This window comes from Pontibacillus sp. HN14 (genome assembly GCF_021129245.1).
GTDB lineage: Bacteria > Bacillota > Bacilli > Bacillales > BH030062 > Pontibacillus.
Map to the genome: position 1 here is coordinate 281,175 of NZ_JAJOLR010000003.1, position 14,169 is coordinate 295,343.

General features: G+C 42.9%; 15 protein-coding genes. 4 read left to right on the forward strand and 11 right to left on the reverse strand.

What is annotated here, in order from left to right; all coding sequences use genetic code 11:
• Positions 1–34: 34 nt before the first annotated feature.
• Positions 35–2,257, reverse strand: coding sequence for an LPXTG cell wall anchor domain-containing protein (locus LQ226_RS12620; protein WP_231418288.1), 2,223 nt, complete (start codon positions 2,255–2,257; stop codon positions 35–37).
• A 365-nt stretch (positions 2,258–2,622) separates the two neighbouring features.
• Between LQ226_RS12620 and LQ226_RS12625 the strand changes: the two genes are divergently transcribed.
• On the forward strand, positions 2,623–3,366 hold the full coding sequence (locus LQ226_RS12625; RefSeq protein WP_231418289.1) for an STAS domain-containing protein: 744 nt from the start codon (positions 2,623–2,625) through the stop codon (positions 3,364–3,366).
• 47 nt (positions 3,367–3,413) lie between these two features.
• Here the strand turns inward: LQ226_RS12625 and LQ226_RS12630 are convergent, their stop codons facing one another.
• The 4 genes from LQ226_RS12630 to LQ226_RS12645 form a co-directional block, all read right to left on the reverse strand.
• Positions 3,414–4,304, reverse strand: a complete 891-nt coding sequence (locus LQ226_RS12630) for a YitT family protein (RefSeq protein WP_231418290.1) — start codon at positions 4,302–4,304, stop codon at positions 3,414–3,416.
• 221 nt (positions 4,305–4,525) lie between these two features.
• Complete coding sequence (locus tag LQ226_RS12635; protein ID WP_231418291.1) at positions 4,526–4,714, reverse strand: hypothetical protein; 189 nt, start codon at positions 4,712–4,714, stop codon at positions 4,526–4,528.
• 352 nt (positions 4,715–5,066) lie between these two features.
• Positions 5,067–5,294, reverse strand: coding sequence for a YdbC family protein (locus LQ226_RS12640; RefSeq protein WP_231418298.1), 228 nt, complete (start codon positions 5,292–5,294; stop codon positions 5,067–5,069).
• 141 nt (positions 5,295–5,435) lie between these two features.
• On the reverse strand, positions 5,436–6,206 hold the full coding sequence (locus LQ226_RS12645) for an SDR family NAD(P)-dependent oxidoreductase (RefSeq protein WP_231418299.1): 771 nt from the start codon (positions 6,204–6,206) through the stop codon (positions 5,436–5,438).
• A 179-nt stretch (positions 6,207–6,385) separates the two neighbouring features.
• Here LQ226_RS12645 and LQ226_RS12650 point away from each other — a divergent pair, with 179 nt between their 5' ends.
• The gene (locus LQ226_RS12650; protein ID WP_231418302.1) at positions 6,386–7,519 is read left to right on the forward strand and encodes a CAP domain-containing protein; all 1,134 of its coding nucleotides are present in this window, start codon (positions 6,386–6,388) and stop codon (positions 7,517–7,519) included.
• A gap of 54 nt (positions 7,520–7,573) precedes the next feature.
• Here LQ226_RS12650 and LQ226_RS12655 read toward each other — a convergent pair whose 3' ends face one another.
• From LQ226_RS12655 to LQ226_RS12665, 3 genes are all read right to left on the reverse strand, one after another.
• The gene (locus LQ226_RS12655) at positions 7,574–8,548 is read right to left on the reverse strand and encodes a ring-cleaving dioxygenase (protein ID WP_231418303.1); all 975 of its coding nucleotides are present in this window, start codon (positions 8,546–8,548) and stop codon (positions 7,574–7,576) included.
• Positions 8,549–8,674: 126 nt separating this feature from the next.
• Positions 8,675–9,718, reverse strand: a complete 1,044-nt coding sequence (locus LQ226_RS12660; RefSeq protein WP_231418304.1) for a hypothetical protein — start codon at positions 9,716–9,718, stop codon at positions 8,675–8,677.
• An 83-nt stretch (positions 9,719–9,801) separates the two neighbouring features.
• Positions 9,802–9,999, reverse strand: a complete 198-nt coding sequence (locus LQ226_RS12665; RefSeq protein WP_231418306.1) for a hypothetical protein — start codon at positions 9,997–9,999, stop codon at positions 9,802–9,804.
• Positions 10,000–10,281: 282 nt separating this feature from the next.
• Here LQ226_RS12665 and LQ226_RS12670 point away from each other — a divergent pair, with 282 nt between their 5' ends.
• Positions 10,282–10,509 carry a hypothetical protein gene (locus tag LQ226_RS12670; protein ID WP_231418307.1) on the forward strand — a complete coding sequence of 76 codons (228 nt, stop codon included), beginning with the start codon at positions 10,282–10,284 and terminating at the stop codon, positions 10,507–10,509.
• Positions 10,510–10,627: 118 nt separating this feature from the next.
• Complete coding sequence (locus LQ226_RS12675; RefSeq protein ID WP_231418308.1) at positions 10,628–11,383, forward strand: SDR family NAD(P)-dependent oxidoreductase; 756 nt, start codon at positions 10,628–10,630, stop codon at positions 11,381–11,383.
• Positions 11,384–11,445: 62 nt separating this feature from the next.
• On the opposite strand, the gene LQ226_RS12680 is transcribed toward LQ226_RS12675, so the two are convergent.
• From LQ226_RS12680 to gnd, 3 genes are all read right to left on the reverse strand, one after another.
• Complete coding sequence (locus tag LQ226_RS12680; RefSeq protein WP_231418310.1) at positions 11,446–12,336, reverse strand: sigma-70 family RNA polymerase sigma factor; 891 nt, start codon at positions 12,334–12,336, stop codon at positions 11,446–11,448.
• 194 nt (positions 12,337–12,530) lie between these two features.
• Entirely contained in the window at positions 12,531–12,920 is a 390-nt protein-coding gene (locus tag LQ226_RS12685; RefSeq protein WP_231418312.1) for a thiol-disulfide oxidoreductase DCC family protein, read from the reverse strand.
• A 324-nt stretch (positions 12,921–13,244) separates the two neighbouring features.
• On the reverse strand, positions 13,245–14,147 hold the full coding sequence (gnd, locus tag LQ226_RS12690; protein ID WP_231418314.1) for a phosphogluconate dehydrogenase (NAD(+)-dependent, decarboxylating): 903 nt from the start codon (positions 14,145–14,147) through the stop codon (positions 13,245–13,247).
• Between the last annotated feature and the right edge of the window lie 22 nt (positions 14,148–14,169).

Below are 14,169 nucleotides of genomic sequence, written 5' to 3' on the forward strand. Positions count from 1 at the left end.
GGATCTCCCCCAGTCGTTTAATACGTGCCCCCTCCTATTCCTCTTCTTGTGGCTTTTTCTTTTTGCGGAATCTCATTCCCAAGCCAAGAAGCGCTGCACTAATGCCTGTAAACAGCCAGTTTGAAGAATTGGTCGCTGTATCTGGTAGCTTATCGCCCTTTGATTCCTCTTCATCATCCTGAACCTGCTCTTCTTCATCTTCCAAGATGATCGGATCATTCGGGTCTAACGGATCTGATCCAAGCACTTCATCTCCATCTGATAGGCCATCCCCATCCGTATCTGGATCTAGCGGGTCTGTGCCTAACTCCAATTCATTGCCATCCCAGATTCCGTCTCCATCAGTGTCCGGATTTAAAGGATCTGTGCCCATGTCGACTTCGGCTCCATCGTTCAGACCGTCATCGTCCGTATCTGCATTTTCTCGGTCCGTTCCCAATTCATCTTCTTCCCTATTCAACAATCCATCACCGTCCAAATCCTCTTCGGGGTTAAATGGATCATTTGGATCCAGTGGATCGCTTCCTCTGCTTCTCTCTTCTCCGTCATCCAAACCATCTCCGTCTGTGTCTGGATCAAGTGGGTCTGTGCCGTTTAAGACCTCACCTCCATCGCTAACGATGTCCCCGTCCGTATCCGGATCGGTTGGGTCGGTACCAAGGGAACGTTCCTCCCCGTCATCTAACTCATCCCCATCACTATCCGTACGGAATGGATCGGTCCCGTTCATCACTTCATCTCCATCACTGACGATATCCCCGTCTGTATCGGGATCAGTTGGGTCTGTTCCTAACGCTTTCTCCTCTCCATCTGTCAATTCATCTCCGTCACTGTCTTCTCGAAGCGGATCCGTTCCATCTAAAATTTCTTCTCCATCGTCTACCCCATCCCCGTCCGTATCTGAATCATTTGGGTCCGTTCCAAGATCACGCTCTTCATCATCCGTCAGACCATCTCCATCACTATCTGTTGGATCCGGGTCATTGGGATCAAGAGGATCTGTCCCGTCCTCTACCTCATCTCCATCATTAATCCCGTCATCGTCGCTATCTCCATCATTCGGATCTGTTCCGAGGTTACCTTCCTCTTCATCCGTCAGGCCATCCCCATCACTATCCGTTGGCTCTCCATCTCCGGGGTCATTTGGGTCTAGAGGATCCGTTCCATTTTCCACCTCATCTCCATCATTGACCCCGTCATCGTCACTATCCGCATCATTTGGATCTGTTCCGAGATCGCCTTCTTCTTCATCTGTTAACCCATCTCCATCACTATCTGCTGGCTCTCCGTCCCCTGGGTCATTTGGGTCTAGAGGATCCGTTCCATTTTCCACTTCATCTCCATCATTGATCCCGTCATCGTCACTATCTCCATCATTTGGATCTGTTCCGAGGTTGCCTTCTTCTTCATCCGTCAGGCCATCCCCATCGCTATCTGCTGGCTCTCCGTCCCCTGGGTCATTTGGGTCTAGAGGATCCGTTCCATTTTCCACCTCATCTCCATCATTGATCCCGTCATCGTCACTATCCGCATCATTCGGGTCTGTTCCGAGGTTGCCTTCTTCTTCATCTGTTAACCCATCTCCATCACTATCTACTGGTGCTTGAGGAGCTGCTACACTAGCCGTTGCACCACTACTTGAAAGTAAGCTAACTGTAGCGAGTGAATCAAACACCTGCCCATAGAATGTATAAGTCCCATCTGCTGAGGTTGGTAACTCCGGGAGCTGAATCGTTAAGCTATACGTCTGAGTACTGTTATCAAAAGATGTGAGAGCACCAAGGCTTAAAAGGGTTCCAACATCAAAGGAAACGACCCCTGTGCTTGAATTGACAGAAATAGAGGAAGAAGGTACATTTCCACTATCATTTAATAAAGATACTCCGCCGATCCCCACTAAAGAAACGCTGTAAGCTCCACTATAAGACGCTTGACTCACAAGACCTGCATCAATAAATTCCTGAGGCAATTGGTAGTACGCCGTTGCCTCGTTAAGTAAACTGAGGGCGACCGCTCCTCCTCCTGATAACGTTAGCGTAATCTGGTTGCCTGATTGAGTAGCTGATAAAGAAGCTCCTGTCAATACACTTACATCAGCAGCAGAGACAACCCGCTTTTGTATCAAAGAAGAAGAATCCCCATCTAGTACGGTAAACGTAAATGGTGTCGTAAGCACAAAGGTGGTCACAACTGTTGTAAGGATTGGTTTTAAGATATCTTTCTTCCCTTTCGGTAACCTCGAATGTTTTTCTCCCATTCATGCACCTCCATTAATTTTCCTTATAAAGGAATAAGGCTTTTGACGCGCATTATCATACCTATAGGGAACAACTTATCCACATTCCAACTTATTGGGAAAAACATTTTAGTTGAAAAATTTGCACTGGTTCAAACTATGTTCAAACGTCCTCACCACGCAAGAAAAACGGATAATAACATGAATAACATTTACCAAGAAAAAAAAGGAGACTTTTATAAAACTAATTTACTCTTAAAGCTATTCAAATTTTGCTTCCTTATATAAGAGGAGTATGATGAAGGTAGAAGAATTCTTATTCTTGTATAAAAAAGAGAGTAAGAATGTTGCTAAGAACCGCAATCTACTTTTAAGGAGCGTTTCATATGAGCCAGATGTCGAATCAAATGATGGATTATCTCTCGTTTGGAGTTATGGCAATCGACATGGAATACCGTATTACAGCATTAAACGAAGTGGGGGCTTGTTTACTTGAAGTGAATCAAGAAGAAGCCATTGGCCAGAACGTGTACGACCTATTCCCAGATGCCCCTGCCGATATCCGGCATATCGAAAATACCGTTCGCACAGGTGAAGAGATTGAACTAGAGGCCATGCCTTACAGATGGGGAAATTACCGCCTCTATCTCTCTCTTAAAACTAAAGTTCTGAAGGACGGCGACGAACAAATCGGAGCAATGGCTGAATTTCAAGATGTTACCGCCTATCAAGAGAAGCAGCAAGATCTCATTTCAAACATGGAGAATATGTCCGTCACGATCATTCCTGTCACCAACCATATTGCACTTTTCCCGCTTCAGCCGGTTATTGACAACCTGGAGTTTCATTACATACTTGATAAGGGAATTGAGAACATATCTAAAATGAACACAAAAGATCTTATTCTAGACTTCTCTGCCATTCATTCCATAGACTTAGAGTTTCTAAAGAAAGTAGAAAAACTCATTCAAACCGTTCAGCTAATCGGAATCAATGTGACCCTTACAGGCATACAAGCCGCTGTAGCTAAAGAATGGAGCACAAGTTATGAGCAACCAAACAACACCGCAATCTATCAAACTCTGCAAAATGCAGTAGAAGCGATCTATTCGAAGTCTCATACTGTTTAATACTAAAAAATCCTGACCCAGCATTCTACTAGGTCAGGATTTCTTTGTTAATGGATATTCTTCTTCTTAAAGCCCCCACCCTTAACGTCGTGGATATCGCCTAAAGCGAGAAAGGCTTTCGGATCTAAATCATTAATAATGTTCTTCACTTTCGCTTCTTCAAGCCGTGTAATAATAATTAAGATTACCTTTTTATTATCGCCGGTATAAGCCCCTTCCCCGTTCAGATAGGTTACCCCTCGTCCTAAACGGTCCGTCAACGCTTCACCAATTTCATTGTACTTATCACTGATTACCCAGGCGAATTTAGAGGATTCAAGTCCTTCTGCTGTCACATCGATCATTTTAAAAGCAATAAAGTAGGCAATCAAGGAATACATCGCATTGTTCCATCCGAAGACAAAACCCGCACTCCCTAGAATAAAGAGATTAATAAACATCACCGTTTCTCCTACTGAAAAAGGAGATAGCTTATTAATGAAAATCGCCAGAATCTCTGTCCCATCAGACGAGCCCCCATTACGGACAACAAGTCCAACGCCTAGACCAAGTAAAACACCGCCAAACACAGCAGCTAGCAGCAAATCGTCCGTGAATTTAGGTACGGGTATTAAAACAGTGGTCAGAACAGCTAAACCAATAATGGCTAAGATCGACGTAATAGAAAACGTCTTCCCGATTTGCTTATACCCTAAATAACAAAACGGAAGGTTAAGTAAGAATAAAAACGCCCCTAGGGGAAACTCCGTTATGTGATGAAGCATAATCGAAACACCGACAATCCCTCCATCAATAATGCCATTTGGCACAAGGAACATCTCAAGAGCAACCGCTTCTAACCCAATTCCGATCGCAATAATAACGGCCCTTCTGATGATTTCTAACTTCGAAAGCCCCCGATGAGCAGACGCTGCTTTTATTATTTCTTCTTCAGTCATTCGTTTTTACACACCTTTATTTCCTTTTCTTTGAATCGTTTTCAATCTATGTGTTACTGAAAATAAAATGGATCTCTACCACAATTTAGGTCTTGCTCACTTATGAGCATACGTCAAACTACTTTTACAATTTTATCAGAAGGGGGTGAAATTTGCTGAGTTGGGGATTTATAACTTACAACCAAATTAAAAACTCCTCCCTAAGGGGAGGAGTAAAATAATTAGTTTAAAGGTTCATACGTGACATCGTCTCCGTACGAAGTGACTGCCATTTCAATGGTGACTCTCACACCAACATCATCATGGTAGGCTTCCTCAATAGCTTCCCGGTCTTCTGTTGAAAAGCCATTATTCGCAATAATTCCTGAGCCATAAGGCAATAAGCCTGCTAGGAAATTAACACCTTTCATGATTCCGGTATCACCTTGAACGTTGTGGTAAAGGTGCTCTGTTTGTTCTTCTGATAACGTGTAGCATAGGCCAGTAAGGGTGGAGGGGGGGCGTTACGTTTATAGGTGCTTGGGATTGCCCGGGGACAACTCGCTTTCCTGCGGGGAGCTGGGAAGCCTCCTCATTCGCTACGCTCATTCCGGGGTCTCCCCTAGGCTCCTCTTCCCGCGGGAGTCTCGAAGTCCCCGGGCAATCCCTGTCTTAGTTGGAAGAACGCCCTACAGCTTAAAAGGGCTCACATCCCGCCCTCTCAATTAAAGACAACAAAAATGTTATACTTTCCCTTGATCTAACATATTTACAATTCGTTCGTTAATCTTCCAAATCTATCGCATTTAGCATATGTTTTAGCTGGACGAGCTCCTCTTTTGTCAGGGTGACCCCTTTCCCCATCTTCTCATGATCTGGAGCCCAATCTCTTAAATCATATTTCGGTTCTCTTCCATTCCAGCTTACTTCATTCAGTTCTTTCTTCCATCCTTTTGGGTTTTCAGAGATCGTCCCAATTTCAGAGATGATTTCGTACTTGATATTTGCCATGGTGATGCTCCTTTACTTCAATAATCTATTAAAAGTATAGCAAATCTCGTACTGGCAGAACATCAAGACTAGGACATCTAGCCGGAAAAGCCCATAAAAAAAAGTGCTTCTGCTATAAAGCAGAAGCACAGAGATCTTAAATCATGTAGCCCCCATACCACCGTCGATGCGATACTGGGAACCGCTTATAAACTGACTGTCGTCTGAGGCAAGAAATAGAACAAGCTTGGCAATGTCTTCACTTTCCGCATAACGCTGTAACGGAATGGCGCTCATTTGTTTTTGCTTTGCTTCTTCTCCACCGCCTGGGTTCATTCCTTCTTCTAAAGAACGCATCATCCGACCCTCTACAGGAGATGGATGAATAGAATTTACCCGCACATTGCTCGGTGCCCCTTCAAGTGCTGCAGTTTTGGTTAAGCCGATTACTCCATGCTTAGACGTTACATATGGTGCAACGCCTGGGCTTCCCATCAATCCTGCTACAGATGATGTATTGATAATGCTACCGCTACCCTTATTCATCATTTCTTTCATTACGTATTTTAATCCTAGGAAGACCCCGTTCACATTTACGTTCAATACATTCTGGAAGTTCTCAAGGGACTGCTCCACGATCGGGGCCACTTTCCCTTCAATTCCAGCATTGTTAAAGAACACATCAATACGACCATGTGCATCGATCACTTTTTCCACATAGTTGCTTACATCTTCTTCCTTCGTCACATCAGCTGTCAGGGTCATCACCGTATCTCCTGCATTTAATTCTTCTTTTGCATCCTTCAGCGCATCTTCGTTCACATCAACAAGAGCAACAGTTGCCCCTTCTTGTAAGAAAAGCTTCGCTGTAGCCTTTCCAATTTCACCGCTCCCACCTGTAATAACAGCTACTTTATCGTCTAATTTACCCATGTATGCTCACTCCTTTTAGATCATCCTCATTCTTCGTGTTCCTTTTTTTGTCATATGTAAAACACATTCTCTTAATCCATTATTTGGCCCCTGTTTAAAGAATCCTTCTATGATGCATATTGGATCTATAGAGTGCTACAATGGTAAGAACAACTGACAGATCAGGCAGGAGTGACACAATGCCAAAATTAAGAAGACTTATTTTACTGCTCCTTCTAGCAGGGGGTATGTGGTATATATACGGAGATACGTTTGAAGAGGCTGGTATTCAGGGTGTGTATGAAGAGATCAAAACAGACATCAATGAGATCAGAGAAGATCCGGAAGTACGTCGAGCGATCAACGCCATTTCCTTAGAAGTGGAGTCCTTGTTCGACAAGCTCACCGGTGAAGATGAGAACGGGATTGATACCAAAGAACAAACAACGGTAGAGAAACCAGAGCTTAACGCCCCCTCTGATCAATCCTTTTCTGTCTACAACATTGAAATCGGAGACTCCCGGGCTAGTGTCGAAGAACAAGCAGGCAGTCCAAAGAGATCTTCACTCAATGAATACGGCGTGAACTGGGTCACCTATCACGAAAACTATCACAATTTCTTCATGGTAGCCTATAATGACAAGGATCAAGTTGCCGGGCTGTACACGAACCAGGATTTGGTGTCTTCTAAATCTTCCATCACAATTGGAAGCCAACAAGATGCCGTTCGATCCGCAATGCCTGAGCAAGAAACAAGCATCCGAAAAGGGTTGACCCGCTATCAGGTTCAAAATAAAGGCGAATATGATTTATTCAAGATCGATGGAAGCTACGTAACCGTCTTCTACGATCAACACGAAGATAACACAGTAACCGCTGTCCAGATTATTAGTGAAGACTTAGAAGAAGAGAAGAAAGGATTCTTCGGAGAACCAAGCGCTTCTCTTAAAGAAGGATTTGAAGCACAACTTTTTGATTTAACCAATGCCGCGCGAGTCGAACATGGCCTCGGTGTCCTTTCCTTTGACAAAGCTGTTCAAGCAACGGCTCGAGATCACAGTAAAGACATGGCTGTAAATAACTACTTCAGTCACACGAATAAAGAGGGACAATCTCCTTTTGACCGGATGACAGAAGACGGGATTGCCTACAGAACGGCTGGCGAGAACTTGGCTGCAGGCCAATCGAGCAGCATCTTTGCTCATGAGGGATTAATGAATTCGCTTGGCCACCGGGAAAACATCCTGCATCCCGCTTTTGAATCCCTGGCAGTTGGCGTTGCCTTTAACGACGATGCACAACCGTATTATACAGAGAACTTTCTAGCTAAATAATGTAAAAAACAGGGCTGCCCGGAAAAGAGGCAGCCCTGTTTTTTTGATAGGATCTTATTCACTTAATGTTAACGGACGTAACTTCCGCTCGATCTCTTCTCGCTGATGCTCCATAAACGGTGGCAGGGATAAGTTCTGACCTAGAGAATCGACGGACTCATCGACGTCAAACCCTGGTGTGTCTGTTGAGAGCTCAAACAGAATGCCGTTCTGTTCACGGAAATACAATGCCTTAAAGTAAAAGCGATCCACTTTCCCTGAGTTCATTAATCCAGCTCTTTGGATTAACTCTGCCCATTTATCGTACTCTTCTTCATTCGGGATACGGAAGGCCACATGGTGCACCCCACCTCTTCCGATCCGTTCTTTCGGTAAATCTTTGCGCTCTTGGATATGGACCTCTGCTCCAACTCCGCCTTCACCTGTTGAGAACACGTCGACATCCGGCAACCCTTCCCCATCAACAGAAGGGTACGAACCAACATGTTCAAAACCTAAGATATTTGTTAAAACATGAGCTGTCGGCTGCTGGTCACGGACACGTAGAAGAACAGCACCAAGTCCTACAATCCCGTGTTCTACAGGAATATCTGTTTCACTCCAGGCTTCACCTGGCGCTACCCCTTCCTCATTGTCATCTGCGACCAGGATCAACTTTGTTCCTTCGAAATCTTCAAAAGCCAACGTGCTACGGTTCGCCCGCTTCTTAATCTCTTCATGCTCCACTCCGAATTGCTGGAAACGCTCCTTCCAATACTCCAGGGAAGCTGAGCTTTTCACCCTTAGCGAAGTACTTGTAATGCTTGATACTCCTGGATGAGTCTTTGCGAGCATCGGGATATCAAAGAAGGTCAGCTCCGTGCCTGGGTTCCCTTTTGCATCCCCGTAAAATAAGTGATACGAAGTCGTATCGTCCTGATTGACGCCTTTTTTCACAAGGCGCATACCTAAGATTTTCGTGTAAAATTCAAAGTTCTTCTCCGCTTTCCCCGTTAATATCGAAACGTGATGAATACCTAATAAATTCATATTCGAACCACCTTTTTATAGAATAGATTGATTAATTATCTCGAATTCAAGATAATTATATAACAGATTCAGGAAGAGGTCAACAAAATAGAAAAAGCCTGAGGCTCACCTCAGGCTTTTCTCATCTTAATCCGCAATATATTCAACGTACCCATCAAACGGGTAGAATTTACGCTTGAACGTTTCTTTATCTGTCTTCACTTCAAACACATAATAAGTACGATCGTGGCGTTTCTCTGTATACGGATCGTATTTCTCTTCTGTTCCTTCAGCTAAAAACGTTACATCGACGCTTTCAAATCCATAATGAGGATCGCTTAAGTAATCCTCTTTAAGATAGGCACTGGCTTCCTCTTTGCTAACGTCTAGCCCCTTACCACTAAACCTCTCTCTCTGGTAATCATCTAGCAACCAAGTATCCTTTTGTTTGGTAAACGTATAGGTTACAAGACTTCCCATTGAGAGGTCATTTGAAAGCTCTGCCGTTTGAAACACTCGTTCATCCTCTGTATCTTTCATCACTTCAAAATGAAGTTCTGGTGCGATCTGAAACGGAAACATGGATGAATCACATGGATGACACATGGTCTCTTCAAAGTAAGGTTTTAATGTATTTTGAACAAATGAATCAGTAGCAACCTTCTTCAGGTCTTCTTCTATGTTTTTGAAATCACCTGGCTTAAACGCCTCTTCATCCCATCCACTTACAAGCAGATCACGAATCTCAGGGTTAATCGATCTCACGAGCTCTTGGTAAGAAGATGGATCTTGCTTCACCGGCTCAGCAATTGTAAATTTCATCGTAATGCCATCTTTCATCATGACTTTACGGTTTGAAGCAATCTCTCCAACTCGTAACGCATAAGATTCTCCAACTTTATATCCTTCTTGCGGCGGAAGAACCTTTAACATTTGATCATTCACTTTCTCAACAGTCACTTTTACTTTTTCACCACTTTGATCTTTTACAGTGATACTTTCACTTAGTTCATCATATTCAACAGATGTATTAAATGTAATCGTCCACTCTTTATCGGCTGGCACCTCTTTGCCACTGCCTGTCCATTCTTTCTCAGCTGCTGTTGCTACTTGAGTTCCAATTAGCAGAAGAAAGAATGCCGTTATACTAATAAGACTCTTTAGTCCTTTCCACTTCGTCGTTCTCCTCATTCGTACCCCTCCCCAAAATTTAAGCAAGCACAATAAGTGTATGCTTCTATGACTACCAATATGAATACGGTTTAATGAAACCTCTATTGTTCTCTCATAAACTTACTGACAACCGTGAGGCAAAGCCCAAAGGCAAACACGAATAAGAAGCTAACCAATATGACAAGTCCGTCTCCCAAAGTAGGCTCACCATTCCCTTTGAAAAGCGGTATGCCAATAAAGAATGCGAGTAAACCAATGACCATGGCAACAATACCGCCAACTCGCAACTTCTTCTTCATACCCTCACTCCTTTGCCAATTGTTTCTATATAAACCATTTTCCATTTCAGAGCAAGATGAAACCTATTTGTAAACGGAATCGTGGGAAATGAGCGTCTGGCGCCTTGTTCTTACCTGTTAAAAAAATAATCCTCTCTATAAGTTATTAAGACAAATAACAAGGAAGCCGTTATAATAAGGACAAACATCATTGCTATATCAAGAAAATTAGTTGGCACTTCTTTGGAGCCTTAGTTTCTTTATACACTTATAAGGGTAAAGATTTTCTCAGGGGGATTGATAGTGGAGCTTTTACAACAATTAAAAGAAGAACGTTTTACTAAAATAAGTTTCTACAATGAACACAACGAATGGGAGTTCTCTGACCTGGTAGCTTTCACATCTAATGATCAGTTATTAAAATTTATGAGAATCAATCCAGTAAAATTAGAATATTACCCATTTGAGATTAAGCCGCACATCATTTGTTATGATGAAAACCATTCGAGAAAGTTCTTTCTATTTCGTTAGTCATAACATAGTAAGGCTAACTGAGTACGTATCATGATTTAGACTCCTTTTATGAAGGAATTTATAAAAGGAGTCTAATCCTCCCTTATTTCTTAAGAAAGGAAGAAGTGATATTCAAATGACCCTTACCAATAAAGTTGTATTAGTAACAGGAAGTTCAAAAGGATTAGGGAAATGTATAGCCCAGAAGTTTGCTAAGATGGGCGGAAAAGTGATTGTAAATTATGCGAATAACGCTGAAAATGCTAACCGTGTTGTGGAAGAAATTAAGAATGAAGGCGGAGAAGCTATTAAGCTTCAAGCGGATGTAACGGACGAAGCTGACGTACAGAAACTTGTGAGGAATGCTGAGCATGCCTTTTCACAACCCATTGATATACTAGTCAACAACGCGACTGGGCCTCAGCCTGAATTATCCTTAGAAGAAGTGACATGGGAGGATTACCTTGATCAATTGCACTTCTCGGTCAAATCCCCTCTTCTATTAACAAAAGAAGTGATGGGCAGTATGAAGGAGAATCAGTGGGGACGCATTATTAATATTGGCAGTGAAGTCGTCGGATTAGGAAACAGTCATTTTTCGAACTACGTAACGGCCAAATCTTCCGTCATTGGAATGACCCGTTCATGGGCAAATGAACTCGGGGAATACGGGATTACAGTCAATGCTGTTCACCCTGGCTTCACACCTGTTGAACGGCATGGTGAGGTTACAGAAGAAAGCGCCCGTGACTATGTAGACCAGGTACCTATGAAGCGATTAGGGAAACCAGAAGATATTGCAAGCATGGTTGCCTATCTTGCCAGTGAAGAAGCTTCCTTTATTACCGGGCAGAACATGAATGTGAATGGAGGCAATACGTTTGGAAGTTAGGATGAGACGTCCTCTGAATCACGGGCGGTTATCGTGATTCAGAGATTACTATCTCTTTTACTTTATACTTTTTCAACGTACAAATTTTGAAGTCTATTCACCACACTTGTGTGAATCTGTCTCACTCTTTCTCTGGATATCCCAAAAACCTTCCCTACTTCGCTCAAACTTCTACTCCTACCGTCTTCAAATCCGTATATCAAACCCATTATTGTTTGTTCTCTATACGAAAAATTTCTTTTGAGCCGGATTTTCACATCCTCTAATAAACTTTTAGTCATTACACATTCTTCTATATCCAACGAAGACAAATCACAAAAAGTTTCTTGTTGTTCTAAGGAAAAATCACTTAATGATTGGTACTGACTAGTATAATAAAGGTGAAGTTCCCGATTAGGCATCGATTGACGAAACGCGTCTTCAACAGAAGAATACCCCCCATCTTCATACAAACGATTTCCTTTAGCTAATACGGCCAGGGAGTCAGAAGGGATTGTAAAAGGAGATATGTAGAATGCGATTTTCCTTCTTACCACCCTACGAATCCTCCATATAGCATGAGAGGAAAATCTGTAACCTTTTCTGTAATCGAAACTGTCTATCGCATCCATTAGTGCTAGGTTTCCTTCTTGTATTAAATCTTCTAAGCGTAAACAATCATCCGCATAATATCTGACTACAGAAGGAACGAGTGGTAAAAATTTTAGAAAAATTAATTTCTTTATCTCCTCATCACCTTTTTCCACCTGTTTAAATGCTTCAATTTCTGTATCAGTTTCCCAGTCTCGAATTGGACTTTCCCTTCGCAATCTTCTAATGTCCCTTAAATACGTTTGGATGCCTGGCTTATCTTTTGGATATGTATGTTTGTGGGTTGATCCATCAAAATCCGGAAGGCTAGGAAAGATTGTAAAGCTTTTCTTTTCTTCAATAGAAGCTGAGCAATAATTCATTTATTTCCCCCTTTTCCTTGAGCCATTTCGTCTTATTTATAAGGAAGTAAAACTAAATGCACTTCATTAAGTATAGGTATTAAGACTTATATTGTAGCACAAATAACCCCTTTTTTGGTTAAATAAGAATTTTACAACAATGCACTTCCCAGCATATAAAAAAGGAGAGAATATTACATCCTCTCCTTTACCATTTATAAAAATCGCTTCCGAATTTCCTTAGATGGCAGCATACAGCTGTCTTTCTTCCCAAACCACTTATAGCGATTCTTGGCAATCACATCATACACCCGATCTCGTACAAACTTTGGAACAAGGGTGAAGATTCTAAGCCCTTTCCATGCCCCTTTTAAATGCTTGCACACGTTTAATGCGGCTGAAGATTTCGTATAGGCCTGGTTGTCTTCGATTAATATAAAGCTATCTGTATGGGTAGGGATCTGATGTTTATGAAGCAGTTCCTGGCCGATTTCACTTTGTAGAGATGCGAAGGAGAAATATCCTTCTGGATCGCGTTTTATGATGAATTGAACGCTTTGGTCACAGAAGTTACATTCTCCGTCAAATAAGACAATTCCACTCACGCTACCACCTCCTGCTATTAGTGCCATCATAACATATTTAGGAAACTGGTTGAACGACAAGCTAGGAGAATGTTTACGTAGCTTAAAGGAGCGTGGCCGTTAGCGAAAATCCGGCCAGGGGTGGCTGGGGAACGGGGAGACTCCTACAGGAGAAAGAGGTCGACGAGACCCCGCAGGGTGGTTTTCCCGAGGAGGCTCGACAGCTCGCCTGTGGAAAGCGAGTCGTTCCCCAGCCACCCCTAGCATACTTCTAAAGTAACGGCCCCTTTATCAGCACATACAAAAAAGCCCCCTTACCTGTTTGCTAGGTAAGAGGGCCTTCGATTATTCGCTTTTCTCTACAGCGTGGCCGCCGAATTCGTGGCGTAGGGCTGCTACGACTTTTCCTGTGAAGGTGTCCGTTTCTTGAGAACGGTAGCGCATCATTAGAGATAGGGCGATGACGGGTGCTGCTGTTTCGAAGTCTAAGGCAGATTCGACCGTCCATTTGCCTTCTCCAGAGGAGTTCATCACACCGCGGATGTCGTCTAGCTTGGCGTCTTTGCTAAATGCATTTTCCATCAGTTCCATTAACCAACCGCGGATAACAGAGCCGTTGTTAAATACTTTGGCTACTCCTTCATAGTCATAATCGAATGGACTCTTCTCTAGTAAGTCAAATCCTTCACCGATTGCGGCCATCATGCCGTATTCGATTCCGTTGTGAATCATTTTAAGGAAGTGACCTGCTCCTCCTTTACCAGCGAAATGATAGCCATCTGTCACAGCTAGGTCATCAAATAGCGGCTGGATGACAGGGAATACTTCGCTATTTCCGCCGATCATGAAGCATGCTCCGTTACGGGCTCCGGATACGCCACCACTTGTTCCTACGTCAAAGAACTCGATTCCTTTTTCTTGTAGCGTTTCGAAGTGATGAAGCGTCTTCTTGTAGTTTGAGTTTCCTGCGTCAATTAAGATGTCGCCTTTGTCTAGAAGAGGGGTTACTTCCTCGATCACCTGGTCTGTGATTTCACCAGCTGGGACCATCATCCAGATGACACGTGGTCCTTCGTTCAGGCTGCTAACCATGTCTTTGATGGAAGAGAAGCCTTCTCCGCCTTCTCCGCGGAATTTCTCAACAGCTTCCTGGTTCACATCGTAAGCGTGTACCTTATAGTCTTTATCTAGCATATGAGCCCCGATATTGTATCCCATTTTCCCTAGTCCAATTAAACCTATATTCATAATGAATCCTCTTTTCTGTTAA